The sequence below is a fragment of the Microbacterium sp. NPDC056044 genome, from assembly GCF_042267145.1.
GTDB lineage: Bacteria > Actinomycetota > Actinomycetes > Actinomycetales > Microbacteriaceae > Microbacterium.
Window position 1 is genome coordinate 941,091 of record NZ_JBHJWZ010000001.1, and the last position, 24,020, is coordinate 965,110.

Here is a 24,020-nt window from a genome sequence, read left to right on the forward strand (position 1 = left end):
GTCACGCGACGGCAGCGACGGCGGCCAGCTCCTCCCGGACGGCGGCGGCGACCACCTCGGCGCCCGACGGCGACATCACGATCGTGTAGTGGTTGAAGCCCTCCACACGCTCATGGTCGACGGCGGGGTACGCCGCGAGCAGCCGTGCGAGGTGCTCCGGCGCGTACAGCCCGGGCGGTTCGTCCTGCAGGCCGCGGGGCACGGTGAGGAGGCGGGACGGATGCCGCAGCCCGGCCAGCGCCGCCGGCAGGGCTTCGCCGGTGTTCATGTCGACCGTGTCGTCGGCGGTCGTGGCATAGCTCGTCGCTGGGCGGAATGCGCCCTCGCCGTCGTCGACGAGGTCGTAGGCGAGGTAGCGCTCCAGCTCCGGGGTCCACGCGCCCGTGAACGCCGGATGCTGCCGCCAGAAGTCGAGGTACGCCTCGGTGCCCGCGAACCTCATCGACAGCCGTGCCGCGGTCGGGCCGAGGATGCCGGCGACCAGCTCGTCCGTGGCGAGCCCGGCAGGGACGTCGAGCGGCAGCCCGCCGTCGACGAGCAGCAGCCGCGACACCCGTTCGGGGAACAGGTGCGCGAACACCACGGAGACGAAGCCGCCCATCGAGTGCCCGACGACCAGCGTGCGGTCGATCGCGAGCGCGTCCAGCAGCGCCGCGAGGTCGGCGGCGTGTGCCGTCATGCCGGCCGGTCCCGAGATCCCGTTGCTGCGGCCGCGTCCTCTGAGGTCGGGCGCGACGACGCGCACTCCCGGGAGCCTCTCGACCACGAACGGCCACGCCAGGTGCGAGGCCGTCACGCCGTGCACGAGCAGCACCGTCGGCGCGTCGGGTCCGCCGTCCAGCGGCTCCCACACGCCGGCGCGCAGCAGCCCGCCGTCGACGGCGACGTCGATCTTCCGGTACTCGTGGTTCACCGCGCCGTCCATCCGCCGTCCATCGTGTACGAGGCGCCCGTGGCCATGCCCGCCTTGTCGGAGACGAGCCATCCCGCGAGCGACGCCACCTCATCGGCCTCGACGAGCCGCTTCACGGCGCTCTCGGTGAGCATGATCCTCTCGACGACCTCGCTCTCGGGGATCCCGTGGACGACGGCCTGGTCGGCGATCTGCTTCTCGACGAGCGGCGTGCGCACGTACGCGGGGTTGATGCAGTTGCTCGTGACGCCGTGCGCGGCGCCCTCGAGCGCTGTCACCTTCGACAGGCCCTCGAGCCCGTGCTTGGCCGAGACATAGGCCGACTTGAACGCGCTCGCCCGCAGGCCGTGCGCGCTCGAGATGTTGACGACGCGCCCCCAGCCCCGCTCGTACATGCCCGGCAGGGCCGCACGGATGAGCAGGAACGGCGACTCCAGCATGAGCCGCACGATGAGCCGGAACGCGTCGGGGTCGAACTCCGTGATCGGCGCGACCCGCTGGATGCCCGCGTTGTTCACCAGGATGTCGACGTCGAGCGTCAGGTCGTCGAGCGCGGCCGTGTCGGCGAGGTCGACGGCCCAGGACTCGCCGCCGACGGCGGTGGCGGCATCCTTCGCCGCCTCTGCGTTGAGGTCCGCGATGATGACGTGCGCGCCGCGCGCAGCGAACTCGTGCGCGCATGCGAGACCGATGCCGCTCGCGCCGCCGGTGATCAGCGCGCGCTTGCCCGCGAGATCGTTCTCCACCGTCACTCCGTCTCTCCCGCTCGCGGCGCGAGCGCGTTGTCGAGGATCCGCGTCATGCCGGCGAACACCGCCGGGTCCAGTTCGGCGGGGGGCTTGCCGTCGGCGTCACGCTCCCACAGCAGGAATCGCATGCCGATGAGCTCACCCATGCCCATGAGCGCCCATGCGGTGGTCTCGGGGTCCAGCGCGCGGTCCACGTCGCCGGTCGCCTGCGCGGCGCGCAGGCCCGCTTCGTAGCCCTCGACGATGCGCGTGTAGTGCATGCGCAGCACCTCGGGCGAGACGAACTCGGCCTCGCGCACGACGCGGTACAGCGCCGGGTGCTCCGCCGTGAACCGGAAGAAGCCGGCGAACCCCGCGCGTTCGGCTTCGAGGCGACCGGATGCCCCCTCCATCGCCTCCGACATCGAGTGGCGCACGCGGCGGTTGAGGTCGAGCACGAGCGCCTCGAAGATCGACTGCTTGCTGTCGAAGTAGAGATAGAAGGTTCCCAGGCCGATGCCGGCACGCTCGGTGATCTTGACGATGGATGCCTCGTGGTAGCCCTGTTCGGCGAACACGAGCTCCGCGGCCTCGAGCAGGCGCCGCCGTGTCGCCTCGCCGCGCTTGGTGAGCGGGCGTCCGGTCGCGGACGACACCAGCTCCTCTTCCCGGTCGACGAGTTCGTCGGACATGCTCATCGGGATTCCCCCTTCATGCGCTCGTGCATCACGTCGCGCGCTCGCTCCCCCGCACGATCTTCCCGCCCCGGGACAGGTTCGACCAGCGCGCCGGCTCGTCCGCGCAGACGGGAACGAGCCAGCTTCTCGATCGTCGACCGCGGCAGCGCGTCGACGAACTCGACATGGACCGGGATCTTGAACGCCGCGAGGTTGCGCCGGGCGTGCGTGAGCAGCTCGTCGGCCGACAGCGCAGCCCCCGCCACCGGCACGACGAACGCGACGCCGCGCTCACCCCACACCGGGTCGGGTACGCCGACCACGGCCGCCGCGTCCACCAGCGGATGCAGGCAGAGCGCGTACTCGACCTCGGCCGGGGCGACGTTCTCGCCGCCCGAGATGAAGATGTCCTTCAGCCGGTCGACGATCCGGTACACCCCGGACGCATCCCGCGCGACGAGATCGCCGGTGCGCAACCACTCGCCGCTCATCGCGCGGGCTGTCGCGTCGTCGTCGCCGAGGTAGCCGGCGAAGACGCTCGGGCCCCGCACCCACAGCTCGCCGGTGGCCTCGCCCTCGAGCGCGAGCCCCGACGCCGGGTCGACGATCCGCACCGACACGTGCGGGTACGGCCGCCCGACGGCGCCCGGCGTCTCGACGGCTTCGGCGGCGGAGAGGTGCAGCACGTTCGGCGCCGCCTCGGTGAGCCCGTACCCCTGCGTCAGCGGGATGCCGCGGGCTGTCCACGCCTCCTGCAGCGACACCGGCATCGTCGCGCCCCCGACCAGCGCGAGACGCAGGGACGAAGCATCCGTCGTCATCCAATCGCGATCGCCGGCGAGCATCGCGTACTGCGTCGGCACGCCCATCATCGCCGTGACCTCGCGGTCCGCGATCAGCTGCAGCACGCGCGCCGGGTGGAACGACCGCTCGAGCACGACCGTCGCGCCGACCCACCAGGCGAGCAGCGGCTGGCAGTTCCACGCCGCGACATGGAACTGCGGCAGCATCGCGAGCACGACATCGTCCTGCGTGAGCGGCAGCGCCTGCGCGAGGGCGAGGTTGTTCCAGAAGCAGTTCGCATGCGTCAGCACCACGCCCTTCGGCGCCGCCTCGCTCCCCGACGTGAAGATCACGAGCAGCGGGTCGTCGTCGCGCACCAGCCGGTGCGAGCGCGGCTGCGCGGCGCGGGGGACGGATGCCTCGACCCCCGTCGTGCCGAGCACGGAGACCGTCGGGGCGACGGCGGCGATGCGCAGCGCCTCGCCGGCGAGCGCCGCGTGCTCGTCCTCGATCAGCACCAGCGCGGGCTCGGAGCGGGTGAGCACGTCGGCGAGCTCGCGCGGTGTGAGCCGCCACGACAACGGCACGAAGGCGATGCCGGCGATCGCACACGCGAAGAAGGCCACGACGTGGTCGGTCGAGTTGCCCGACACCGTGGCGATGCGGTCGCCGGGGCCGTAGCCCGCCTGCCGAAGCGTGTCGGCAAGGCCGGTCGAGCGTGTGGCGAGCGTCGCGTAGTCGGTCGTCACGCCGCGGTCGTCGATCGCGATGCGCTCGGGCGAGCGCGTGGCCGTGTCGACGATCCACCGCCCGATGGTGTGCGGCCCGTCGTCGATGTCGGGGTCTGCCGTCCAGGTCATGCGCGCACCTCCGCCGGCGCGTCGGCGGTCTCGGGCGCCTGCTCGGCGTCGTCGAGCTGCCGCAGCGACCCGCGCACCTTCTCGCCGCGACGCCGGCGCACCGCGCCGTCGATCGTGCCGGCGATGCCGCCGGGAAGGAACATCACCACGACGATGAACAGCACTCCGAGGAGGAAAAGGGGCTCCGACAGCGGAATCCGCAGCCAGTCCGGAAGCCCCGCGATCGCGTCGGATCCTGCGAGCACCGTGAGCCGCTGATCGAGCAGCGTGTACAGCACACCGCCCACGATGGCACCCCAGCGGAAGCCGACGCCACCCAGCACCACCATCACCAGCACCGTGATCGTGAGGTCGGCCGAGACCGATCGCGGCACGGTGCCAGACTGCAGCAGCATGTAGGCCACGCCCGCGAGGCTGGCGAGCCCCGCCGCGATCACGAACACGATGAGCCGCACACGGTACGGCGACAGCCCGAGCACGCGCACGCGCTGCTCGTTCTCGCGGGTGGCGCGGGCGAGGTGACCGAGTCGCGAGGTGTCGACCCACAGCACCACGAGGTAAACGACGACGAGCACGGCGAGGGTGAACCAATACAGGTTGCGCGTGTTCACGACGCCGATGAGGAAGTCGGGCACCTGCGCCGTGTTGAGGCTCAGTCCCTCCTCGCCGCCGGTGACCTGCGAGTTGCGGCGCACCAGCACCGACCCCGCCTGCGCGAACGCCAGCGTCACCATCGCGAACGGGATGCCCGAGACCCGCATCGACACGGCGCCCGTCACGAGCGCGATCACCATGCCGCCGATCAGCGCGATGAACACGCCGGGCCAGAGCGGCACGCCGAAGTGCTCGAGCGCGATGCCCAGCCCGTACGCGCCGGCCCCGAAATAGAGCGCGTGGCCGAACGACAGCATCCCGCCCGATCCGAGCAGCAGGTTGTACGACAGCGCCAGCGCGGCGAACACCATGCACAGCGACAGCAGCGCGAGGGTGCCCGGCAGGTACGTCGGCGTCGGCAGAATGCCCGGCAGCGACAGGTTGAGAAGCGGCAGCATCGCCATGAACGCGACGAGCGCGACTCCGACGACGGCGGGAAGGAAGCGACGGATGCTGCGCTCCGACGTGGTCGCGGCGGTCATGCCTTCCTCCCGAGGAGTCCGGTCGGGCGCACCAGCAGCACGAGTGCCAGCAGGATCACGACGATGAAGTCGCCGGTGCCGCCGAGATAGAAGTTCGCGAACTGCTGGAGCACTGCGACGAGGACGGATGCCACCGCCGCACCGGTGAGCGAGCCGAGGCCGCCGACGACGGTGACGATGAACGCGAAGATGAGGAGCGTCTGCCCGAGGTGCGCCGACACGAAGGTCGAGTAGTGCATCGCGAGCACGCCGCCGACTCCCGCGGCAGCGCCGCCGATGGCGAAGACGAGGGTGAACGAGCGCCGCACATCGATGCCGAGGGCCGTCACCATCGAGCGGTTCTCGACGCCGGCCCGGATGATCATGCCGTAGCGCGTCTTCTGCAGAAACAGCACGAGAGCGGCGAGCACGAGCACGGCGGCGATCATGAGCACCCAGTAGGTGTTCGGGATGCGGGCGCCGAGCACCTCGGTCGTCTGCGTGAGCCAGGGCGGACCGCCGATGTGGATGGGGTCGGTGCCCCAGATGCCTTCGAAGAGTGCCACGGCCGCGAACGACAGGCCCACGGTGACGAGCACCTGCTCGATATGGCGCTCGTACAGCGGGCGGATGAGCACGAGCTCGGTGAGCGTCGCGAACACGGCGCCGACGCCGGCGCCGACGAGGACCGACAGCAGGAACGATCCCCACGAGTCGGTGCCGAGCGCCTGCGCGACCATGAAGCCGATGAACGCGCTCAGGGTGAGGAACGCCCCGTGAGCGAAGTTGAGCACGTGCATGAGGCCGTAGATGAGGCTGAGCCCGCTCGCGACGAGGAAGTAGAGCGCGCCAAGGCCGACGCCGGTGATCAGGGTGAGGACGAGGGTGCTCATGAAGCGTGCTCCACGTGGACGCCGAGCAGGCGGCGGGTGAGGTCTTCGTCGTCGAGGAGCTCGCGCGCGTTTCCGACGTGCGCGACGCGCCCGCCCGCGATGACGACGGCGTCATCGGCGAGGCGGCGCACGACCTCGAGGTTCTGCTCGACGAGAAGGATGGGGACGGTCTTCGACGCCTCCTGCAGCGCGTCGGCGACCTCGGTGACGATCTTGGGGGCGAGTCCCTTGGTCGGCTCGTCGACGAGTAGCAGCCGATTGTCGTTCAGCAGCGCCCGCGCCACCGACACCATCTGCTGCTGGCCGCCCGAGAGCGTGCCGGCCGGCTGGTCGCGGCGCGCGACGAGGTCGGGGAAGAGCTCCGCGACGAACTCGCGACGCGGGTTGCGCTGGCGCTCGGCGAGCGCGAGGTTCTCAGCGACGGTGAGCTTCGAGAAGACCTCGCGGTCCTCGGGCACGTAGCCGACCCCGCGCCGCACGATGCGGTGCGTGGGCAGGCCGTCGATGCGCTCGCCATCGAGGGTGACCTCGCCGCGCCGCGAGATGAGGCCAAGGATGCCGCGGAGCGACGACGTCTTGCCGACGCCGTTGCGGCCGAGCACCGCGGTGATGCCGGTAGCGGGCACGTCGAACGAGACGTCCTCGACGACCTGCTGCCCCGCGATCGTGCAGCGGAGGTTCCGAACGGTCAGTACGGGGGTGCTCATGCCGCCTCCCCCGCGGATCCGGTGCCGAGGTACGCGCTCTGCACGAGGGGGTTCTCCATGATCCGCTGCGGGGTGTCGTAGGCGATGATCGTGCCGAAGTACATGACCGCGACCTTCTCGACGAGCCCCATCAGCACGTCGATGTGGTGCTCGACCATCAGCAGCGTGCAGCCCTTCTCCCGCTGCATGTCGCGGATGTTCTCGACGAGCCCGGGGACGTCGCCCGAGGCGACGCCCGCCATGGGCTCGTCGAGCAGCACGATGCTCGCCTCGGTGGCCAGCAGCACCGCGATCTCGAGCTTGCGCTTGTCGCCGTGCGAGATGTCGCCCGCGAGCGCCTCGCGCTTGTGGCCGAGCCCGACGACGTCGAGCTTGTCGAGCGCGAGCTCGGTCGCAGCATCCGTCCGCCTCGGGAAGTGCAGCAGCGAGCCCGAGCCTCCGAGCGACACCTGGGCCGCGAGGCGCACGTTCTCGAGCACCGACAGCTTCGGGAAGAGGCTCGAGGTCTGGAAGGTGCGCCCCAGTCCCGCCCGCGCCCGTGCGGGCACCGACGCCGTCGTGATGTCGCGGTCGTCCAGCACGACGCGGCCGGCGGTGGGCTTCATGAGGCCCGAGATCACGTTGAAGAGCGTGGTCTTGCCGGCGCCGTTGGGACCGATGACGCCCACGAGGGAGCCGGCGGCGACGTCGAGCTCGACGTCCTTGAGGATCGTCGCGCCGCCGATCTGCAGGCCGAGGCCTTCGATCTTCAGCGGAGAGCCGCGGCGCGCGGACTCGCCCGGGTGCGCGGAGGGCACCGGCGCGGACGGGACTGTGGTGCTCATGGTTTGGCGAGGCCCCGGATCACTCGGCCTCGGCGGGAGCGACGTCGTCGGCCGAGACCGTGTCGACGAGCTCGGGCACGAAGGCGCCGCCGTCGGCGACGAGCTTGACCTGGTACATCTCCTGGATGAGGGCGTGGTCGCTCGCGCGCACCGTCATCGTGCCCTTCGGCCCCTCGAACTCGAAGCCCTCGAGCGCCGCGACCATCGCGTCGACGTCGCCCTTGCCCTCCTGGATCGCGTGGACGATCATGATCGCCGCGTTGAAGCCGTCGGGGCTGAACAGGTCGGGCGTGCCGCCCGCCTCTTCGATCGCCTCGACCATCGCGGTGTTGACGTCGTTGTCGGGGCCGTCGGCGAAGTAGTGGTTCAGGAAGCTGATCTTCTCGGACGCCTCGCCGTAGGCGCCGAACGTCGCCGAGTCGCCGAGGCCGGTGACGACCGGGATCTCGTCCATGACGCCCTGCTGACTCATCGCCTGCCACATCGCACCCGATGTCGCACCGGCCCAGGCCACGAACACGAGGTCGGGAGCGCCCGCGAGCACCTGCTGCGCGAACGGCGTGAACTCGGTCACGTCCTCCGCGACGAGCACGGAGCCGACGGTGGCGCCCTGGCCGCCGAGGATCGCCTGCACGGCCGCGACGTTGCCCTGACCGAAGGCGTTGTCCTGCGCGAACACGGTCACGGTCTTGCCCTCGATGTCGTCGAGGAACGTGCCCGCGGTGGCGACATCCTGCGCGCTCTGGCGGCCCGAGCGGAACGTGTAGTCGTTGATGCCGGTGATCGCGTCGGCGGCAGCCGGGCCCGAGATGTAGAGCACCTGGTTCTGCGCGGCCTGCTCGGCGACGGCGAGCGCGACGCCCGACGACGCGGTGCCCGCGACGATGTCGACGCCCGACCCGATGAGCTCCTTGACGGCGGTGACGGCCTTGTCGGGGTCGCCGGCATCGTCGCGGTACTCGACGTTGATCGTCGTGCCGTCGATCTCGCCGGTGCCGTCGGTGGCGTAGTCGAGCCCCGCCTTGAAGGCGTCGAGGTACTGCTTGCCGTAGCCGGCGAGCAGTCCGGACTCGCTCGTGACGATGCCGACGGTGACCTCGGACACTCCGCTGTCGGTGGTCTCGCCGGACGGCGTCCCCGTCGTCGGCGCGCAGGCCGCCAGGGCGAGCGCTGCCGTGACGACCACGGAGCCCAGGAGCAACTTCTTCGTAACCCGCATGTGCGTGCCTTTCCCCATTGGAAGGATCTGGTGCGTGAATCGGTGCTTCGAGCTCAAACATGAGATCCGATTCAGGTTCTTGCAATCTAGGAACAAGAGTCGCCGAGGTCAAGTCGGCGAGCCTGCCCTCTCGCTGTCGTTACCGAATCGCGACGAAGGTGTGCTCCGTGATTTGCATACCGTAGGTATATATCGGAGGTATGCTTCTTCGGTGACACACGATCAGGACATCGAGACCCTCATCGTCGCCGCCCACACGCTGACCCGCGTCGCGGCGCTCGAGACCGCCAATGAGACACCTTCCGCGCAGTGGCGCACGCTCACGATCCTGCGCGACCACGGTGCGCTGCGGATCGGCGAGCTCGCCCGCCTCAGCCGCGTGACGCAGCCCGGCATGACGCGTCTGGTCGGCCAGATGGCCGATCAGGGACTGGTGGCGAAGAGGACGGATGCCGCGGACTCGCGCGCGACGGTCGTCGAGGTCGCTCCGCTCGGCCTCGAAGCGCTCCAGACGTGGATGCTGCAGCTCACCGCCGCGCTCGCCCCGCACTTCGCGGACCTGAAGCCGGAGGAATGGGACGCGCTGCGGGTCACGGCATCCGTCCTCACCCGCACGCTCGACAGCACGCGCTCGTCGGCCGCCGTGGAGGCGACGCGATGAGCGCGCACGGCACGACCGGATCGGTCTGGCGCCAGCCCGCGCAGGTGTGGGCGGTCGCGTTCGCCTGCGTGGTCGCGTTCATGGGCATCGGGCTCGTCGACCCGATCCTCCCCGCGATCGCCGCGTCCCTCGAAGCGAGCCCGGTGCAGACCGAGCTGCTGTTCACGAGCTACCTCCTGGTCACCGGCCTCGCGATGCTGATCACGAGCTGGATCTCGAGCCGCATCGGCGCGAAGGCGACGCTGCTCATCGGGCTCGGCCTCATCGTGGTGTTCGCGCTGCTGTGCTCGCTGAGCGGCAGCGTCGACGCGATCATCGGGTTCCGGGCCGGGTGGGGCCTCGGCAACGCCCTCTTCATCTCGACCGCGCTGGCGACGATCGTCGGCGCCGCGTCCGGCGGCAGCGGGGCGGCGATCGTGCTCTACGAGGCCGCGCTGGGTCTCGGCATCGCGATCGGCCCGCTGCTCGGAGGCCTTCTCGGCGAGATCAGCTGGCGCGGGCCGTTCTTCGGCGTCGTCGTGCTCATGGCGGTCGCGTTCGTCGCGGTGCTCGTGCTGCTGCGAGGCCGGAGCGAGAAGCCCGTGCCGGTGTCGCTGTCGGCGCCGTTCACGGCGCTGCGCATCCCGTCGCTCGCGGTGCTCGCCGTCGCGGCGCTGTTCTACAACATCGGGTTCTTCGTGCTGCTCGCCTTCTCGCCGTTCCCGCTCGGCTTCGGCGCGATGGGCATCGGCTTCACGTTCTTCGGCTGGGGCGTCGCCCTCGCGATCACGAGCGTGTGGGTCGCGCCGCTGCTGCTGCGGTTCATGGCCCGCACCACCGTCATGCTCGTGACGCTGCCGCTTCTCGCGATCGACCTGGTCCTCGCAGGGATCCTCGTCGACGACGCGGCCGCGCTCGTCGTGTCCATCATCGTGGGCGGACTCCTCCTCGGCGTGATGAACACCGTGCTCACCGAGTCCGTCATGGAGGCGACCGACCTCCCCCGCTCCGTCGCATCGTCGTCCTACTCGGCCGTCCGCTTCCTCGGCGGCGCCGCCGCTCCCCCGATCGCGGCCCTCCTGTGGCACCTGTACGGCCCGACCGTGCCGTACCTCTTCGCCGCGGCATCCGTCCTCATCGCGACCGCGACGATCCTCTTCGGCCGGCGCGCGCTCGCCCGCATCGACGAGCGCGAAGCGGATGCGGCGGACGAGGCCGCCGCCGTGCTCGTGGGCGACGCGGCCTGACGAAACGGTGGTCGCGCCGTCGGCCGCCGATCACTAGCGTCTGGGATGTGAACGACTCGCACACCGAGGTGCTCGTGATCGGCGCCGGCCCGGCGGGGCTCGCGACGGCGGCCTGCCTGCATCGTCGGGGCATCGCCGCGACCATCGTCGACGACGGCGGGGCGGTCGGCGAGACCTGGCAGCGGCGATACCAGCGCCTGCATCTGCACACTCCGCGGATCCAGTCCGCGCTGCCGGGACTGCGGATGCCGCGCCGGTTCGGTCGCTGGGTGTCCAAGGATGACGTCGCGCACTACCTGCGCGTCTACGCGCGGGTGCACGAGCTCGATCCCCGGTTCGGGGTCGAGGTGCACCGCCTGGAGCGCCACGGGAGCCTCTGGCGGGCGATCACCTCCGACGGCGACATCACGGCGCGGCAGGTGGTCCTCGCCACCGGGTACAGCAACCGCCCGATCGAGCCGCACTGGCCGGGGCAGGACACGTTCGCCGGCGAGGTCCTCCACGCCTCGCGGTACCGCGACGCCGAGCGCTTTACGGGCCGTCGCGTGCTCGTGGTCGGCGCGGGAAACTCCGGCGCCGAGATCGCCGCGGATCTCGCCGAGCAAGGTGCTGCGGAGGTGCATCTCGCCGTGCGCACACCGCCGAACATCGTCCCCCGTCAGCTGGGCCCGATCCCGACGACGCTCGTCGCGATCCCCATGGACTTCCTCCCGGCGTGGGCCACCGACCCGGTGAACCGGCTCCTGCAGCGGCTGGTGGTGGGCGACCTCACCCGCTACGGCATGCCGCCCGCGCGCTCCGGCCTCGTCGCGCAGCAGCGTGCGACAGCGGTCACCCCGACGATCGACGTCGGCCTCCTGGCGGCGCTCCGCGCGGGAACGGTCAGGGCGGTCCCCGCGCTCGAACGGTTCGAAGGCGGCGAGGCGGTCCTGGCGGACGGCGCCCGGCTCACCCCGGACGCCGTGATCGCGGCCACCGGCTACTCGACGGGACTCCAGCCCGTCGTCGGCCACCTCGGCATCCTCGACGTGCACGGCGGGCCGACGTCGACCGGCGGCCGCGCGCATCCGCGCGCCCCGGGGTTGCGGTTCGTGGGGGTGCGGAGTCCGCTGAAGGCCCTCCTGCTGCAGATCAACCTCGACGCGAGGGCGGCCGCCCGGACGATCGCGAGAGAGCTGCGCGGGACATGACTCCGGACAGCAGAAAGGCCCCGGAGATTCCGGGGCCCTTCTGGTGTGGTGCACCCCCTGGGACTTGAACCCAGAACCCACTGATTAAGAGTCAGTTGCTCTGCCGATTGAGCTAGAGGTGCGTTGTTCACTTAGAGGCGAACGAGGATCAACATTAGCATCACGATCGCGTCTCGTGAAATCGAGGCGGGAACGCCCCGGCTATCCTTGATTCCGTGACCTCCCCCTCCCCCGTTTCGACGTTCGACACGCCGTTCGAGGGAGACCTCCGGGCCGATCTCGATCTCGCGCTGCGGCTGGCGGATGCGGCGGATGCAGCATCCATGTCCCGCTTCGATGCCGCCGATCTCGACGTGCGTCTGAAGGCCGACGCGAGCCACGTCACCGAAGCCGATCTCGCGACCGAGCGCGCGCTGCGCGACCTGCTCGAGACCGAGCGCCCGGGCGACGGCGTCTTCGGCGAGGAGTACGGCGTCACGGGCGATTCGGCGCGGCAGTGGATCATCGACCCGATCGACGGCACCGCGAACTACCTCAAGGGCATCCCGATGTGGACGACCCTCATCGCCCTCGCGATCGACGGGGTTCCGCGCGTGGGCGTGGCGAGCCAGCCGGCGATCGGCCGGCGCTGGTGGGCTGCGAGCGGGCTCGGCGCCTGGACCAACACCCCGACGGGCGAGACGAAGCGCCTCGCGGTGTCGACGGTGCATGCGATCGCGGACTCGAGCGTCAGCTTCCAAAGCATCGGGCAGTGGCGCGACGCCGGCAAGCTCGACGCCCTCGAGCGCCTGACGGCGTCGGTCTGGCGCGATCGCGGCTACGGCGACGCATGGCCCTACATGCTGCTGGCCGAGGGTCGCCTCGAGTTCGTCGCCGAGTTCGGCGTCAAGGAGTACGACATCGCCGCGCTCGTGCCGATCGTGACCGAGGCCGGCGGCAAGTTCACGTCGTTCGACGGCGACGACTCCCTGGCACAGCGCTCGTCGCTCGCCACCAATCGCGTGCTCCACTCCGCCTACCTCGACCTGCTCCACTCCGCCTGATCCCTCTGTCCTGATCCCACTGGGCCCGATCCCGCACCGCCTGACACCCGACCGCCTCCCATTCCCCCACGGAGACTCTCTGATGCTCGCCACCCGCATCCTCGGCACCGCCGCCGCCCTCGCCCTGTCCGCCGTGCTCCTGTCGGCCTGTGCCGGAAGCCCGGAAGCGGCGCCCGAACCGACCGGCAACGCCCAGACGCCGACCACCGCGGCGCCGGCGCCTTCGGCGACGCCCGAGCCCGCGCCCGCCTCGACCGAGGACCCGACCTGCACCACGATCATCGGCGAGTCGGTCGTGGCGGAGTTCGAGAAGGTGGGCTGGAGCTCGCAGGCGTCGCCGCTGTACATCGGCAGCACCGAGATCGAAGACGGCCTGCAGTGCATGTGGGCGAACTTCGACGGCCCCGCGGGCGACCACGGCCAGATGTTCGGCTGGGCGCCTCTCGACGACGCCGATGCCGAGGATCTGCAGGCGGAGCTCGAGTCGCAGGGCTGGCTGCGCGAGGAGGACGCGGCCGGCGTCTACATCACCGAGAGCGCCGACACGGCGATCGCCCCCGACGAGGATGGGTACGGCATGACCTACATCTTCACGTCCGGCCAGGTGAAGGTCGCCGACACGAAGCAGAACCTCCTGCTGATCGAGTGGCCGCAGAGCTGACGCCTCCCTCGTCTACGGGTCACCCGGGCAGCGCCTCCTCGGCGCGTGCCCGGGCAGCCTCCTCGAAGAGCGCCTCGCCGCCGCGCTCGTAGAGCGCCATGGCGCGCTCGGGCGTGTCGCCGACCGCCGTCATGCCGATGCGGCCCTGTTCGGTGATCGAACTGATCATGTGGAAGACGATGCCCTCCTGCCGGGAACGGTCGAAGTGCAGGTTGTGGCGAGCCACGGCGTCGAAGAGGTCCCCCACCGAGAGCGCGCGCAGGTCGTCGCCCTCGAGGTGATCGGTCGCGACGAGGTGCTTGTGCACGCCCTCCGGCGTGACGAACGCACCCTCGTCCCCGTCATAGCGGCCGTCGGTGAGGAACTGCAGCGTCAGGAAGGGATGCGTCGTTCCGCCTTTGCGGAGATTCAGCTCGATGGCCCACGACGACCAGTCCCCCGCAGCATCCCTCACGACCACGAAGTCCAGCGCGAACCGTCCCCGCACGCCCATGTCGGCGAGGCGGCGGGCGACCGCGAGCGCCGGCTCGCTGATGAGTCGCGAATACGCGGGGTCCGCGGGGAACACGCAGCCGAGGTAGCTCTGCCCGCTCGGGCCGCCGAGCAGCTGGTCGTGGGTCGAGAGCAGTTCGATCGTGCGATCGGGCAGCACCCGCAGCTGCACGCTCGGGCTGAGGATCTCCTCGCCGACGATGCGCTCCTCGACGATGCCGTGGCGCGTCGGCAGCGCATCGAGCATGTCGGCGGGGGTCAGCGTCTCGACCTCGGGCCGCATCGTCTCGAGACGCTGCACGATCGCGGCTCGCCGGGCGTCGCCCGGGAGCTCCCCGACGTCGGCGAGGTCCACGAGCGCGTTGCCCGACCCCGACACGCCTTCGTCGAGCTTGAAGATCATCTGCCGCACCGCGGGCTTCGCGTCGAGCACCCTCTCGATCGCGTGCACGGCATCGTCACGGCTGCGCAGATCTTCGACGCCGAGTGGATGCTGCACCCCGACGTCGCGGAAGAGCCGCCGGCAGCCCGTCTTCGTGCCGAGCGGGGCGAGCCGGTGGTCCGCGCCGTACATCGGGATGCCGAGCGTCAGGGCCAGATCCCGCTCGCGCTCGGTCGTGTTGTACGGGATGAGGTGGCATCGCCCGCGGTCGGGGATGCTGCGGGCGATGCGGGCCAGCACCCGGGGTCGCTCCAGCACCTTCTCGCTCAGCGTGCGGTGCGTGCCGTCGCCCACCGCGATGAGGGTGAGCCGCGCGAGTGCGTGGCTCGGGATGACGCCCGGCAGGAGGGCGAGGTAGTACTCGATGATCCGCGGATCGATCGGCTGCGATGTGACGTAGGTCATGCGCAGCCTCGGCTGGCGCAAGAGCAGGAGGAGGAACAGGAAGCGCTCCTCGTACGCCTGCACCATCGCCGCGGAGGTCGCACGGCTGCCCACCGTCAGCGACGGCACGACGATGACGGACTCGTCCTCGAGGTTCTGCTGCATCGATGCCCAGACCTGCGGCATCCGCTCCTGCAGGCGGTCGAAGCGCTCGTCGCGTTCGGCCTCGGTGAGCGACGACAGCGTCGCCGGCGCGGTATCGGTGAGGGTCATGGTGCGACTCGATTCTCGGGATGACGGATGCCGTCCACGGCGTACGCGCGGACGGCCCGGCTGAAGCCGCGGACGTCGAGCTGGCCCACCGGACTCGCGGCGACGTGGTCCTCCACGGCGGTGAATGCGCGCTGCGCGACGAGGATCTGCCCGGGAGCCGCCGCGGCGCAGAGGCGCGCGGCGAGGTTGGTGACGCTGCCGATCGCGGCGTAGTCGAACCGCCCCTCGAAGCCGATTCGGCCGAGCGTCGCATACCCCTGTGCGACGCCGATCCCGATGCCGAGGTCGATCGCGCGCCGGTGCCAGACGGCGATGAGGTCGCCCACCCGATCCCGGATCTCGATCGCCATCTCGATCGCGCGCCGGGCGGGATCGTCCAGGGGAAGCGGGTCGTTGAAGAACACCATGACGCCGTCGCCCGTGAAGCGCTCGAGCGTGCCCTCGTAGCGGTCGATGAGCTCGCCGAGCACCGCGTGGTACTCCGAGAGCACGCCCATGACCTCTTCGGGCTCGCTCGACTCGGCGAAGGGCGTGAAGCCCCGCAGGTCGCAGAAGACCACCACGATGTCGCGACGGTGACTCGCCAGCACCGTCTCGTCGCCGTTGTCGAGCACCACATCGACGACCTGCCGCGAGAGGAACCGGCGCAGCCGGTTCACCCGCTCGAGCTCGTCGACCTGGCTCGCCACCCGTGCTTCGAGTTCGACGTTCCAGCGGGCGAGCTCGGCAGCCTGACGCTCGATCGTGTCGTGGTAGCGCTTGAGCCGCGCGAGGGATGCGACGCGTGCGATCAGCTCGGCCTGGTCGAACGGCTTGCTCACGAAGTCGTCGGCGCCGGCCTCGAGGGCGTGGCGCTTCTCCTGGTCGCCGCTCGCCGTGATCATCACGACCGGCAGGAACCGCCAGCGCGCCACGGCGCGGATGCGCCGGCACACCTCGTATCCGTCGATGCTCGGCATCATGATGTCGAGCAGCACGAGATCGACGTCATGCCGTTCGAGCAGCGCGAGAGCCTCCTCGCCCGTGGCCGCCGTGATGACGCGGAAGCCGCGCGGGCTCAGCACCGCGTCCAGCAGCCGCAGGTTCTGCTCGAGGTCGTCGACGGCGAGCACGAGGATCGGGTCATCCGGCATCAGCGCGTCCCCTGCCGATGAACGCGCCCACCTGGGCGGGCAGATCCCGGATGCTGATCGGCTTCTCGAGGTAGCCGTCGAAGCCGGACTCGCTGGCTCGCTCTCGATCCTCGCGCATCGCGAACGCCGTCACCGCGACCACGGGCACGGCCCGCAGCGCGGGATCCTCCCGCAGCCGCCGCAGCGCCTCGTAGCCGTCGAAGTCGGGCAGCTGCAGATCCATCAGCACGAGGTCGGGCTCGCACGTCGCGGCGAGCGTGACCCCCTCTTCGCCGGTGACCGCGGGCAGCACCTCGTAGCCCGACGCCGTGAGCACATCGCGCACGAGCTTGAGGTTGAGCGGGTTGTCCTCGACGACGAGCACCCGCAGGCCATCGTTCACGAGGACTCCCCTCCGCCCGGCGCAGCCGCCACCGCGCCGGCGAGCGCTCCGACGCCACGCAGCGCGCCGACGAGCGCGTCACGGTGAACGGGCTTGACGAGGTACGCCGACGCGCCCATCGCGAGGCCGCGCGCCCGCTCGTCCACGATCGACACCACGATGACCGGCACCGCGGCGGTGGCAGCATCCGTCCGCACGCGTCTCAGCACCTCCCAGCCGTCCGTCCGCGGCAGACGGATGTCGAGCAGCACGGCCGCGGGAGCGTGGCGGCGGATCGCCGACAGGCCCTCGTCGCCGTCGCGCGCGATGACGACGTCGACGCCGAGTCCGTCGAGGTACGCCGAGATGAGGTCGAGCGAAGCGCGGTCGTCCTCGACGACGACGATCGTCGCCCGTCCCGCGCCGTCGCCGACGGCGGGCGCCTCGAGCGGCACACGTCGCGGGATCGTGAACCCGAAGGTGCTGCCGACGCCCACCTCGCTCTCGAGCCACATCGTCCCGCCCAGGATCGCCACGATCCGCCGGCAGAGCGTGAGACCGAGCCCCGTGCCCTCTTCGCTCTGCAGTCCGCGCCTCCCCTGCTGGAACGACTCGAAGATGCGCTCGCGGTCGGCGGGTGCGATGCCGATGCCGGTGTCGGCCACCGCGACGGCGATCTCGTGCTCGCTTCCGCGCGCGGTCACGGTGACGCGCCCGCCGTCGGGCGTGAACTTCACGGCGTTGCTCAGGAGGTTCACGAGCACCTGCTTCACGCGCAGCTCGTCGGATTCGACGGTGTCGAGATCGTCGTCGACGTCGACGGCGAGATGGATGCCGTGTCTCGCCGCCCGCTCGCGCACCATCGACGCGCCGTACTCGAGTGCGGAGCGCAGCGAGAACGTCGAGGGCTCGAGCTCCATGCGCCCGGCCTCGACCTTCGACAGGTCGAGGATGTCGTTGAGCAGCTGCAGCAGGTGACGGCCCGACCCGAGGATGTCGCGCAGGTACTCGTCCTGCCGGTCGTTGAGCTCGCCGAACATGCGCTCGAGGAGCACCTCCGAGAAGCCGATCACGGCGTTGAGCGGGGTGCGCAACTCGTGCGACATGCTCGCGAGGAACTCCGACTTGTGGCGGCTCACGACCTCGAGCTCAGCGGATTTCGTCTCGAGCTCGCGGAACAGCTGCGCGTTCCACACGGCGAGCGCCGACTGACCCGCGAAGTTCTCGAGGAAGTCGATGGTGTCGGGCGAGAACTCGCCGGGCGTGCGCCGGCGCACCACGAGCGCGCCCACGATCCGGTCGCCCCGCAGCACGGGCACGGCGACCATCGAGCGCCAGCCGTCTTCGTGGAGCAGCCGCAGGTGCGTGTCGAGCTCGACGTCGTCGAGGTCGGCAACGGCGATCGGATGCCGCTCCCTCGCGGCGCGACCCACCAGCGTGGTGTCGAGGCCGAGCTTGATCGTGCGGAGGCGCTCGAGAAGGCGGTCGCTCGCGTACGCGCTGCGCACCGTGAACGCGCGCTCGCTCTCGATGTACTCCATGATCGAGCCGCCGTCGCAGCCGGCGAAGCGCACGGCGTTCATGATGATCGTGGTGAGCACCTCATCGAGGACGAGGCTCGAGCTCACCGCCTCGCCGACCTCGCTGAGCGCTTCGAGCTGGTCGACCTTGCGCGCGAGTTCGACGGTGCGATCCTCGAGGGCGCGCACCAGATCGATCTGCCGCACCACGACGGCCGCCTGCGCCGCGAACGCCTGCACGGCGGCCTGGGCGCTCTCGTCGAACGGCGACACCTGCGTGCGCCACAGCGAGAGGACGCCGACGACCTCGTCGTCGAGCAGCATCGGCGCCGCCATGAGGGTGCGGTAGTGGCCGAGCTCCTGCGCGTCCTGCCGGCCGTACTCGGCGTCGATGAGGACGTCCGGGATCTGCTGCAGCTTCCGCTCGCTCGAGACGCGCCCGAGCAGCGTCGCCCTGTCGATGCGGAACGGGTGAGCCGTGATGTGGTCGACGAGCGCGTCGGGCACGCCGACCCACGACGACAGCGCGAAGTAGTCCCCGTCGATGAGGTAGACCTGGGCCGCGTCGGAGCGGCAGAGCCTGCGCGCGCTCTCGACGATCGTGTCGAGCGCCGCGTCGGGGTCGGAGGCTGACCGGCCGAGCGCGAGCAGAACCTCGTTCAGCGCGGCGAACTGCTCCGTGGCATCGGCGTAGCCGCGCTGGAGGGTTTCGAGTTCTCCTCCACCGGCTCCCTCCGAAGGCTCCACGAGTGGCCTCCTCCCAACGAGACCTCGCGTTCGCCGCGATGACAGGGCACATTGTCCTCGCGCGCGGGAGCGCATTCAAGACGGGCGAGTACCCGCCGCGCGACTCAGCGCGCACCTACCAACGACAGCAGGCTCGCGAGCCCTTCCGGGGTGCCCGGCCAATGGCGCTCGATGGCGGATCTGCCCGCCGTGCGGATGGCGTACCGCAGCGCGATCGCGACGATGATGGCGTCGTCGGCGTACCCGAGCACAGGAAGGAAGTCCGGCACGAGGTCGATCGGCAGCAGCAGATACACCAGCAGCCCGCCGAGCCACCACCGCGTGCCCCGGGGCACCTCAGGGTCGGCGACCAGCCGCTTCAGCAGCACGACGACGTCGGCGACGAGCCGCATGATCTGGCGCCAGTCCACGTTGCGGCCCGCTCGGCGCTGCTGCAGCCACAGGATCAGCAGCAGGACCAGCCACACCACGACGAGCCCGCCGACCACCGAGAGGACGATCAGCGCCCAGCCCGGCATGCGGTCAGCCTTGGGGCGTGCCGGGGAGGTTCGCCGCGAACACCTGCTCGGCGTAGCCCGCGAGCTTCTCCGTCACGTCGTCGAGGCGCTGCGTCGCCGCGGCGGCGATGTCGAGCTCGACGACGTTGCGCCGGCGGAGGTCGCGGTGCCAGCGGCGCAGCCGCTCGAGGCTCTGCTCCTCCTCTTCGAGCTCACCGAAGGTGAACTTCTCCTTGGCGATCTCGCGGTCGATCTCGTCGGAGAACTTGCCGCAGTCGGCGATGAACTCCTCCCATTCGTCGACGCGGGCGGCGACGAATGCATCGCGGAGCACGGCGATGTCGTCGTCCCCGTGCGAGGCGGCGGTGAGGACCGCCAGCGATCCGCCGCCGCGCTCGGCGAGTTCGCGCACGGTCGGGAGCGCCTCCGTGAACGCCGGCAGGTCGGGAACGGTCCACGCGCCGGATGCCGCGGGCACGGCTCCGACGCGACGAAGCTCCCGCCACACTGCCACGCGATGGCGCGACGGTTCGGCCGGAACCTTGGGAATGACCAGCAGCCAAGACACGGATGTATCAGTCGTCATGCGGTGACTGTAACATGCGTTACATCCCTTGACAACGCGTAGGCTCGATTCTCATGGCGATCGGCGTGACGATGTACACCTTCGATGTCCAGCTGGCCGACGTCGATCGCGGAGTCTACGAAGAGCTCTCCCTCCGCGTGGCGCGGCATCCGTCCGAGACCGATGCATTCATGCTCACGCGGGTGCTCGCGTATGCACTCGAGTACGAAGAGGGCATCGCGTTCAGCGAGGGCATCTCGGCGACCGACGAGCCCGCGGTGCTCGTGCGCGACCTCACCGGCGCGCTCGTCGCATGGATCGAGGTCGGCGCGCCGGACGCCGCACGACTGCACACCGGCAGCCTGGCGGGTGCGCGCGTCGCGGTGTACACACACCGCGATCCGGCGAAGGTGGCGGTGCCGTGGGCGGGCAAGAAGATCCACCGCGCCGACGAGGTGAAGCTCTACAGCTTCGACCCCGGCTTCTTCGATTCAGCCACCGCCGTGCTCGAGCGCCGGAACACCCTGACCGTGTCGATCACCGAGCGCCGTCTCTACCTCGACCTCAACGGCTCGACGTTCGAGACCGACGTCCACGAGGCCATGGCCGGCTGAACCCGGATCTGCCCGGCAATCAGCCCGGCAGGAAGTTCTCGCGCGCCAGCGGCGCGACCTCGAGCTCGCCGGCCCCCGCCCGCGACACCCAGCGCAGCTCTTCGATCTCGGCCGCGATCTGCGGCACCTGGTCCCCGATGTCGGCCACGAAGACGTCGGCTTCCACGAGGAACCCGGGCTCGTTCGCCGCGGCCGCGGTGAAGAGGCCCAACGATCTCAGCGAGTCGGCTTCGACCGCGAGCCCGAGCTCTTCGAACAGCTCGCGACTCAGCGTCTGGGCGGGGGTCTCCCCCGGCTCGGGCTTGCCGCCCGGCTGCATGAACGCGGTCGTGCCGGCCTTGCGCACCAACAGCAGCTCGTCACGATCGTTCAGAATGACCGCAGCGGAGACACGGATGCTGCGCGTCGACGTCGATGCCGGGTTCGAGGTGCTCACGAAGGCACGCTAACAGGAACGGCCGACCTCGCCCGGCGTAGAATCACGTGTGCTTCCCGATTCCCCCGCGCCCTCCGACCTGCCGCCGAGCGGCATCGACCCGGACGATCTGGCGACCACCCTGCGGGTGCTCGCGATCATGCCGGGCGTCGACGAGGCGCATCCCGACTACGTGGCCGTCCGCCGCGCGACCGCCGCGATGTTCAAGGCCGTCAAGAAGGTGCGGCGCCGCGAGATCCGCGAGGCGATCGCCTCCGCCGACCGCGCCGTCGTCGCCGCGACGGCCACCGGCGCGCCCGACAGGATCGACGACGAGACCCGGGGCATCCCGATCAGCTCGTCCACCACTGCCGCGACCGCCGGGACGCTCCTCAAGCCTCGCGCCTGCTACATCTGCAAGCAGCCGTATACGGTCGTCGACGCGTTCTACCACCAGCTCTGCCCCACGTGTGCGGCGATGAGCCACGCCAAGCGCAACGCGCGCACCGACCTCACCGGCAAGCGGGCACTGCTCACCGGCGGCCGCGCGAAGATCGGCATGTACATCGCGCTGCGACTGCTGCGCGACGGCGCGCACACCACGATCACGACGCGTTTCCCCCGCGACGCCGTGCGCCGCTTCAGCAGCCTGCCCGACTCGCCGGAGTGGATCGACCGGCTGAAGGTCGTCGGCATCGATCTGCGCGACCCCGCCCAGGTGATCGGACTGGCAGAGGATGTCGCGGCCGCCGGCCCGCTCGACATCCTCATCAACAACGCGACCCAGACGGTGCGCCGCTCGCCGGGCGCGTATCAGCCGCTCGTCGACGCGGAGCTCGCGCCCCTCCCCGACGGCCCGCTCCCCGAACTCGTCACGTTCGGCCACACCAACGACCGGCACCCGCAGGCCCTGGAGCGCTCGGTGACCGCGCACCCGATCCTCGCGGCGGCCGCCGCCCGCGCCGACGAGCTGACGGAGCAGGCAATGGCCGCGGGCTCGAGCTCGCTCGAGCGCCTGGCCGCGGGCACCGCCATCGACGCCGGAGGTCTCATCCCCGACCTCGACCACACGAACTCGTGGGTGCAGAGCGTCGAGGAGGTCGATCCGCTCGAGATGCTCGAGGTGCAGCTCGCCAACACGACCGCGCCGTTCCTGCTCGTGTCGAAGCTGCGCGCGTCGCTCGCGGCGAGCCCCGCGCGGCGCACGTACGTGGTCAACGTCAGCGCGATGGAGGGCGTCTTCAATCGCGGGTACAAAGGGCCGGGGCATCCACACACCAACATGGCCAAGGCCGCGGTGAACATGCTGACGCGCACGAGCGCCCGGGAGCTGTTCGAGACCGACCGCATCCTCATGACCAGCGTCGACACCGGCTGGATCACCGACGAGCGCCCGCACCCGACGAAGGTGCGCCTCGCCGAGGAGGGATTCCACGCCCCGCTCGATCTCGTCGACGGCGCGGCCCGCGTCTACGACCCGATCGTGCGCGGCGAGGCGGGCGAAGACCTGTTCGGCGTCTTCCTCAAGGACTACGCGCCCGGCCAATGGTGAACCTGCCCGAGCCGGGCCACCGGGTGGTCGTGCGCTACATCCTGCCCACCGGGCAGGCGACCGATGCGCTCGGCGAACTCCTCAGTGCGGACGCCGAGGTCATCGTGGTCGACGGCAAGCGCGGCGTCGAGCGCATCCCGCGCGGCGCGGTCATCGCAGCGAAGGAAGTGCCGCCGCCGCCCGCGCCCCGCGTGCCGCGGCGCGTCCCGCCGGTGGATTGAGCGGTCGCGGGAAGAACCGCGCACGCCTCATGGTTCGAAACTGCCATGAGCACAGTCGCAGAACTCCTCCGTGTGAACCTCCACGACGTCTTCGGGAACCGGGATGCCGCGCAGCGACGTGCTGCCGCGGCGCAGGCATTCTCGCCTGATGTGGCTTTCACCGATCCCGAGGGGGCTGTCGTCGGCATCGAGGCGCTGCTCGCCAAGGCGGCGGACCTTCTCGGCGGCGCACCTGCGGAGTTCGCGTTCGTCGAAGACGGCCCGGCCTACGTGTCCGCCACGACGGGGGCGCAGCCGTGGGCGTTCGGTCCCGTCGGCGCGCCCGTGGTGCGCGGCATCGACATCATCGCCGTCGAGGACGGCGTGATCACGGCCCTGACGACTGTTCTCGCCGAGGCCTGATCGGCGCAGTCTGCTTTTGCGCGTGTGAGCTCGCCGCTCTACCCTGGCTCTACTAGTGCGCGCTAGTGGCCGTGCGCACGATCTGCCGACGATGGAGTCCCGATGCTCGACACCTCAGCCCACGCGTCACCGGCCGCGCCGGTGACCGGACCTCGGCGGAAGAAGCGGCGCGCGCTGAGGATCACGCTCCTCGCGAGCGCGGTGGTCATCGTCCTCGCCGTCGTGGGCGGCGCGATCACACTCTGGTACTTCGGTCACGACGATCCCGCACAGTACGAAGAGCGCGTCGATGCGATCGACCAGCGCTTCTCCGACGGCTACCCGCAGGGCCAGGTGCTGCTCAGCGGCAGTTCGTTCTTCGAGTTCTGGGAGACCTCCACCGAAGATCTCGCGCCGCTGCCGACGACCAACATCGGGATCGGCGGGACGAAGGTGATCGATCACCTCACCTATTTCGACCGCATGGTGGTGCCGTTCGCGCCGCGCACGCTCGTGCTGTACATCGGCTCGAACGACATGGGCGGGATCCCGCTGTACACGAAGTCGGCCGAGCACACCGTGGGACTCATCGAGCAGTACATCGCCGAGGCCCGCGCGAAGCTTCCCGGGGCGACCGTCTACTACGTCGCCGTCACCGAGGCTCCCGCGCGGGCCGGCGTCCGCTCCGACATCCAGCAGGCGAACGCGATGCTCGCGGAGCGCGCCCGCGAGACCGGCGATTTCACGTTCATCGATACGGCCCCGACGCTGCTCAACGCCGATGGGTCGATCGACGGGACCCTGTTCGGCCCCGACCGGCTGCACTTCAACGAGAAGGGTTACGAGCGGTTCGCCGCGGCGGTCCGGCAGGGGCTCGCCCCGGAGTACGCCCGCGACTGGTCGGCCACGACTCCGTGATCCGG

The 24,020-nt window shown here is 70.5% G+C and carries 26 protein-coding genes and 1 tRNA gene; 10 read left to right on the top strand and 17 right to left on the bottom strand.

The window, feature by feature from the left end; translation table 11 throughout:
- Position 1 precedes the first annotated feature (1 nt).
- The 9 genes from ACFC1I_RS04430 to ACFC1I_RS04470 are packed head-to-tail and all read right to left on the bottom strand — an operon-like array spanning position 2 to position 8,719.
- A complete protein-coding gene (locus ACFC1I_RS04430) occupies positions 2-925 on the bottom strand; it encodes an alpha/beta fold hydrolase (protein WP_376006628.1) in 924 nt (307 codons plus the stop codon).
- Positions 910-1,665 carry a 3-hydroxybutyrate dehydrogenase gene (locus ACFC1I_RS04435; protein ID WP_376006629.1) on the bottom strand — a complete coding sequence of 252 codons (756 nt, stop codon included), beginning with the start codon at positions 1,663-1,665 and terminating at the stop codon, positions 910-912. Before ACFC1I_RS04435 ends, ACFC1I_RS04430 begins: the two co-directional genes overlap by 16 nt.
- The gene (locus ACFC1I_RS04440) at positions 1,662-2,339 is read right to left on the bottom strand and encodes a TetR/AcrR family transcriptional regulator (RefSeq protein ID WP_376006630.1); all 678 of its coding nucleotides are present in this window, start codon (positions 2,337-2,339) and stop codon (positions 1,662-1,664) included. Before ACFC1I_RS04440 ends, ACFC1I_RS04435 begins: the two co-directional genes overlap by 4 nt.
- Positions 2,336-3,961 carry a class I adenylate-forming enzyme family protein gene (locus ACFC1I_RS04445; protein ID WP_376006631.1) on the bottom strand — a complete coding sequence of 542 codons (1,626 nt, stop codon included), beginning with the start codon at positions 3,959-3,961 and terminating at the stop codon, positions 2,336-2,338. The genes ACFC1I_RS04440 and ACFC1I_RS04445 overlap by 4 nt, the downstream gene beginning before the upstream one ends.
- Positions 3,958-5,097 (bottom strand): branched-chain amino acid ABC transporter permease, encoded by a 1,140-nt coding sequence (locus tag ACFC1I_RS04450; RefSeq protein WP_376006632.1) that lies wholly within the window; start codon positions 5,095-5,097, stop codon positions 3,958-3,960. Before ACFC1I_RS04450 ends, ACFC1I_RS04445 begins: the two co-directional genes overlap by 4 nt.
- Positions 5,094-5,969 carry a branched-chain amino acid ABC transporter permease gene (locus tag ACFC1I_RS04455; RefSeq protein ID WP_376006633.1) on the bottom strand — a complete coding sequence of 292 codons (876 nt, stop codon included), beginning with the start codon at positions 5,967-5,969 and terminating at the stop codon, positions 5,094-5,096. The genes ACFC1I_RS04450 and ACFC1I_RS04455 overlap by 4 nt, the downstream gene beginning before the upstream one ends.
- Complete coding sequence (locus ACFC1I_RS04460) at positions 5,966-6,676, bottom strand: ABC transporter ATP-binding protein (protein ID WP_376006634.1); 711 nt, start codon at positions 6,674-6,676, stop codon at positions 5,966-5,968. Before ACFC1I_RS04460 ends, ACFC1I_RS04455 begins: the two co-directional genes overlap by 4 nt.
- Entirely contained in the window at positions 6,673-7,500 is an 828-nt protein-coding gene (locus ACFC1I_RS04465; protein ID WP_376006635.1) for an ABC transporter ATP-binding protein, read from the bottom strand. Before ACFC1I_RS04465 ends, ACFC1I_RS04460 begins: the two co-directional genes overlap by 4 nt.
- Before the next feature lie 19 nt (positions 7,501-7,519).
- Positions 7,520-8,719, bottom strand: a complete 1,200-nt coding sequence (locus tag ACFC1I_RS04470; protein ID WP_376006636.1) for a substrate-binding domain-containing protein — start codon at positions 8,717-8,719, stop codon at positions 7,520-7,522.
- 211 nt (positions 8,720-8,930) lie between these two features.
- Between ACFC1I_RS04470 and ACFC1I_RS04475 the strand changes: the two genes are divergently transcribed.
- The 3 genes from ACFC1I_RS04475 to ACFC1I_RS04485 are packed head-to-tail and all read left to right on the top strand — an operon-like array spanning position 8,931 to position 11,796.
- Positions 8,931-9,380, top strand: coding sequence for a MarR family winged helix-turn-helix transcriptional regulator (locus ACFC1I_RS04475; RefSeq protein WP_376006637.1), 450 nt, complete (start codon positions 8,931-8,933; stop codon positions 9,378-9,380).
- Positions 9,377-10,606 carry an MFS transporter gene (locus tag ACFC1I_RS04480; protein WP_376006638.1) on the top strand — a complete coding sequence of 410 codons (1,230 nt, stop codon included), beginning with the start codon at positions 9,377-9,379 and terminating at the stop codon, positions 10,604-10,606. The genes ACFC1I_RS04475 and ACFC1I_RS04480 overlap by 4 nt, the downstream gene beginning before the upstream one ends.
- A 47-nt stretch (positions 10,607-10,653) precedes the next feature.
- Positions 10,654-11,796, top strand: coding sequence for a flavin-containing monooxygenase (locus tag ACFC1I_RS04485; protein ID WP_376006639.1), 1,143 nt, complete (start codon positions 10,654-10,656; stop codon positions 11,794-11,796).
- 46 nt (positions 11,797-11,842) lie between these two features.
- On the opposite strand, the gene ACFC1I_RS04490 is transcribed toward ACFC1I_RS04485, so the two are convergent.
- A tRNA-Lys gene (locus tag ACFC1I_RS04490) sits at positions 11,843-11,918 on the bottom strand.
- A 93-nt stretch (positions 11,919-12,011) separates the two neighbouring features.
- Here ACFC1I_RS04490 and ACFC1I_RS04495 point away from each other — a divergent pair.
- Together ACFC1I_RS04495 and ACFC1I_RS04500 are read left to right on the top strand one after the other, a co-directional pair.
- The gene (locus tag ACFC1I_RS04495) at positions 12,012-12,839 is read left to right on the top strand and encodes an inositol monophosphatase family protein (protein WP_376006640.1); all 828 of its coding nucleotides are present in this window, start codon (positions 12,012-12,014) and stop codon (positions 12,837-12,839) included.
- Positions 12,840-12,921: 82 nt separating this feature from the next.
- Positions 12,922-13,500, top strand: a complete 579-nt coding sequence (locus ACFC1I_RS04500) for a hypothetical protein (protein WP_376006641.1) — start codon at positions 12,922-12,924, stop codon at positions 13,498-13,500.
- 19 nt (positions 13,501-13,519) lie between these two features.
- On the opposite strand, the gene ACFC1I_RS04505 is transcribed toward ACFC1I_RS04500, so the two are convergent.
- From ACFC1I_RS04505 to ACFC1I_RS04530, 6 genes are all read right to left on the bottom strand, one after another.
- The gene (locus ACFC1I_RS04505) at positions 13,520-15,091 is read right to left on the bottom strand and encodes a peptide ligase PGM1-related protein (RefSeq protein ID WP_376006642.1); all 1,572 of its coding nucleotides are present in this window, start codon (positions 15,089-15,091) and stop codon (positions 13,520-13,522) included.
- Positions 15,088-16,224, bottom strand: coding sequence for an adenylate/guanylate cyclase domain-containing protein (locus ACFC1I_RS04510; RefSeq protein WP_376006643.1), 1,137 nt, complete (start codon positions 16,222-16,224; stop codon positions 15,088-15,090). The genes ACFC1I_RS04505 and ACFC1I_RS04510 overlap by 4 nt, the downstream gene beginning before the upstream one ends.
- Complete coding sequence (locus ACFC1I_RS04515) at positions 16,214-16,606, bottom strand: response regulator (RefSeq protein ID WP_376006644.1); 393 nt, start codon at positions 16,604-16,606, stop codon at positions 16,214-16,216. The genes ACFC1I_RS04510 and ACFC1I_RS04515 overlap by 11 nt, the downstream gene beginning before the upstream one ends.
- Positions 16,603-18,852, bottom strand: coding sequence for a GAF domain-containing protein (locus ACFC1I_RS04520; protein ID WP_376006645.1), 2,250 nt, complete (start codon positions 18,850-18,852; stop codon positions 16,603-16,605). Before ACFC1I_RS04520 ends, ACFC1I_RS04515 begins: the two co-directional genes overlap by 4 nt.
- Positions 18,853-18,956: 104 nt before the next feature.
- On the bottom strand, positions 18,957-19,370 hold the full coding sequence (locus ACFC1I_RS04525; RefSeq protein ID WP_376006646.1) for a YkvA family protein: 414 nt from the start codon (positions 19,368-19,370) through the stop codon (positions 18,957-18,959).
- A 4-nt stretch (positions 19,371-19,374) separates the two neighbouring features.
- Positions 19,375-19,935 carry a Chromate resistance protein ChrB gene (locus tag ACFC1I_RS04530; protein WP_376006647.1) on the bottom strand — a complete coding sequence of 187 codons (561 nt, stop codon included), beginning with the start codon at positions 19,933-19,935 and terminating at the stop codon, positions 19,375-19,377.
- A gap of 53 nt (positions 19,936-19,988) precedes the next feature.
- Here ACFC1I_RS04530 and ACFC1I_RS04535 point away from each other — a divergent pair, with 53 nt between their 5' ends.
- Complete coding sequence (locus tag ACFC1I_RS04535; protein WP_376006648.1) at positions 19,989-20,528, top strand: YaeQ family protein; 540 nt, start codon at positions 19,989-19,991, stop codon at positions 20,526-20,528.
- Between the two features lie 19 nt (positions 20,529-20,547).
- On the opposite strand, the gene ACFC1I_RS04540 is transcribed toward ACFC1I_RS04535, so the two are convergent.
- On the bottom strand, positions 20,548-20,964 hold the full coding sequence (locus ACFC1I_RS04540; RefSeq protein WP_376006649.1) for an NUDIX domain-containing protein: 417 nt from the start codon (positions 20,962-20,964) through the stop codon (positions 20,548-20,550).
- Positions 20,965-21,013: 49 nt separating this feature from the next.
- Here ACFC1I_RS04540 and ACFC1I_RS04545 point away from each other — a divergent pair, with 49 nt between their 5' ends.
- The 4 genes from ACFC1I_RS04545 (at position 21,014) to ACFC1I_RS04560 (ending at position 24,015) form a co-directional block, all read left to right on the top strand.
- The gene (locus ACFC1I_RS04545) at positions 21,014-22,495 is read left to right on the top strand and encodes an SDR family NAD(P)-dependent oxidoreductase (RefSeq protein ID WP_376006650.1); all 1,482 of its coding nucleotides are present in this window, start codon (positions 21,014-21,016) and stop codon (positions 22,493-22,495) included.
- A complete protein-coding gene (locus tag ACFC1I_RS04550; RefSeq protein WP_376006651.1) occupies positions 22,489-22,716 on the top strand; it encodes a hypothetical protein in 228 nt (75 codons plus the stop codon). The genes ACFC1I_RS04545 and ACFC1I_RS04550 overlap by 7 nt, the downstream gene beginning before the upstream one ends.
- Positions 22,717-22,761: 45 nt before the next feature.
- Complete coding sequence (locus tag ACFC1I_RS04555; protein ID WP_376006652.1) at positions 22,762-23,118, top strand: nuclear transport factor 2 family protein; 357 nt, start codon at positions 22,762-22,764, stop codon at positions 23,116-23,118.
- 102 nt (positions 23,119-23,220) lie between these two features.
- Complete coding sequence (locus ACFC1I_RS04560; protein WP_376006653.1) at positions 23,221-24,015, top strand: GDSL-type esterase/lipase family protein; 795 nt, start codon at positions 23,221-23,223, stop codon at positions 24,013-24,015.
- Positions 24,016-24,020: the final 5 nt, after the last annotated feature.

What these genes read in the sequence shown, in the direction of transcription:
- ACFC1I_RS04430 (WP_376006628.1), bottom strand. Translation starts at nt 925, where the DNA reads ATGGACGGCGCGGTGAACCACGAGTACCGGAAGATCGACGTCGCCGTC.
- ACFC1I_RS04440 (WP_376006630.1), bottom strand. Translation starts at nt 2,339, where the DNA reads ATGAGCATGTCCGACGAACTCGTCGACCGGGAAGAGGAGCTGGTGTCG.
- ACFC1I_RS04445 (WP_376006631.1), bottom strand. Translation starts at nt 3,961, where the DNA reads ATGACCTGGACGGCAGACCCCGACATCGACGACGGGCCGCACACCATC.
- ACFC1I_RS04450 (WP_376006632.1), bottom strand. Translation starts at nt 5,097, where the DNA reads ATGACCGCCGCGACCACGTCGGAGCGCAGCATCCGTCGCTTCCTTCCC.
- ACFC1I_RS04455 (WP_376006633.1), bottom strand. Translation starts at nt 5,969, where the DNA reads ATGAGCACCCTCGTCCTCACCCTGATCACCGGCGTCGGCCTTGGCGCG.
- ACFC1I_RS04460 (WP_376006634.1), bottom strand. Translation starts at nt 6,676, where the DNA reads ATGAGCACCCCCGTACTGACCGTTCGGAACCTCCGCTGCACGATCGCG.
- ACFC1I_RS04465 (WP_376006635.1), bottom strand. Translation starts at nt 7,500, where the DNA reads ATGAGCACCACAGTCCCGTCCGCGCCGGTGCCCTCCGCGCACCCGGGC.
- ACFC1I_RS04470 (WP_376006636.1), bottom strand. Translation starts at nt 8,719, where the DNA reads ATGCGGGTTACGAAGAAGTTGCTCCTGGGCTCCGTGGTCGTCACGGCA.
- ACFC1I_RS04480 (WP_376006638.1), top strand. Translation starts at nt 9,377, where the DNA reads ATGAGCGCGCACGGCACGACCGGATCGGTCTGGCGCCAGCCCGCGCAG.
- ACFC1I_RS04500 (WP_376006641.1), top strand. Translation starts at nt 12,922, where the DNA reads ATGCTCGCCACCCGCATCCTCGGCACCGCCGCCGCCCTCGCCCTGTCC.
- ACFC1I_RS04505 (WP_376006642.1), bottom strand. Translation starts at nt 15,091, where the DNA reads ATGACCCTCACCGATACCGCGCCGGCGACGCTGTCGTCGCTCACCGAG.
- ACFC1I_RS04510 (WP_376006643.1), bottom strand. Translation starts at nt 16,224, where the DNA reads ATGCCGGATGACCCGATCCTCGTGCTCGCCGTCGACGACCTCGAGCAG.
- ACFC1I_RS04525 (WP_376006646.1), bottom strand. Translation starts at nt 19,370, where the DNA reads ATGCCGGGCTGGGCGCTGATCGTCCTCTCGGTGGTCGGCGGGCTCGTC.
- ACFC1I_RS04530 (WP_376006647.1), bottom strand. Translation starts at nt 19,935, where the DNA reads ATGACGACTGATACATCCGTGTCTTGGCTGCTGGTCATTCCCAAGGTT.
- ACFC1I_RS04535 (WP_376006648.1), top strand. Translation starts at nt 19,989, where the DNA reads ATGGCGATCGGCGTGACGATGTACACCTTCGATGTCCAGCTGGCCGAC.
- ACFC1I_RS04550 (WP_376006651.1), top strand. Translation starts at nt 22,489, where the DNA reads ATGGTGAACCTGCCCGAGCCGGGCCACCGGGTGGTCGTGCGCTACATC.
- ACFC1I_RS04555 (WP_376006652.1), top strand. Translation starts at nt 22,762, where the DNA reads ATGAGCACAGTCGCAGAACTCCTCCGTGTGAACCTCCACGACGTCTTC.
- ACFC1I_RS04560 (WP_376006653.1), top strand. Translation starts at nt 23,221, where the DNA reads ATGCTCGACACCTCAGCCCACGCGTCACCGGCCGCGCCGGTGACCGGA.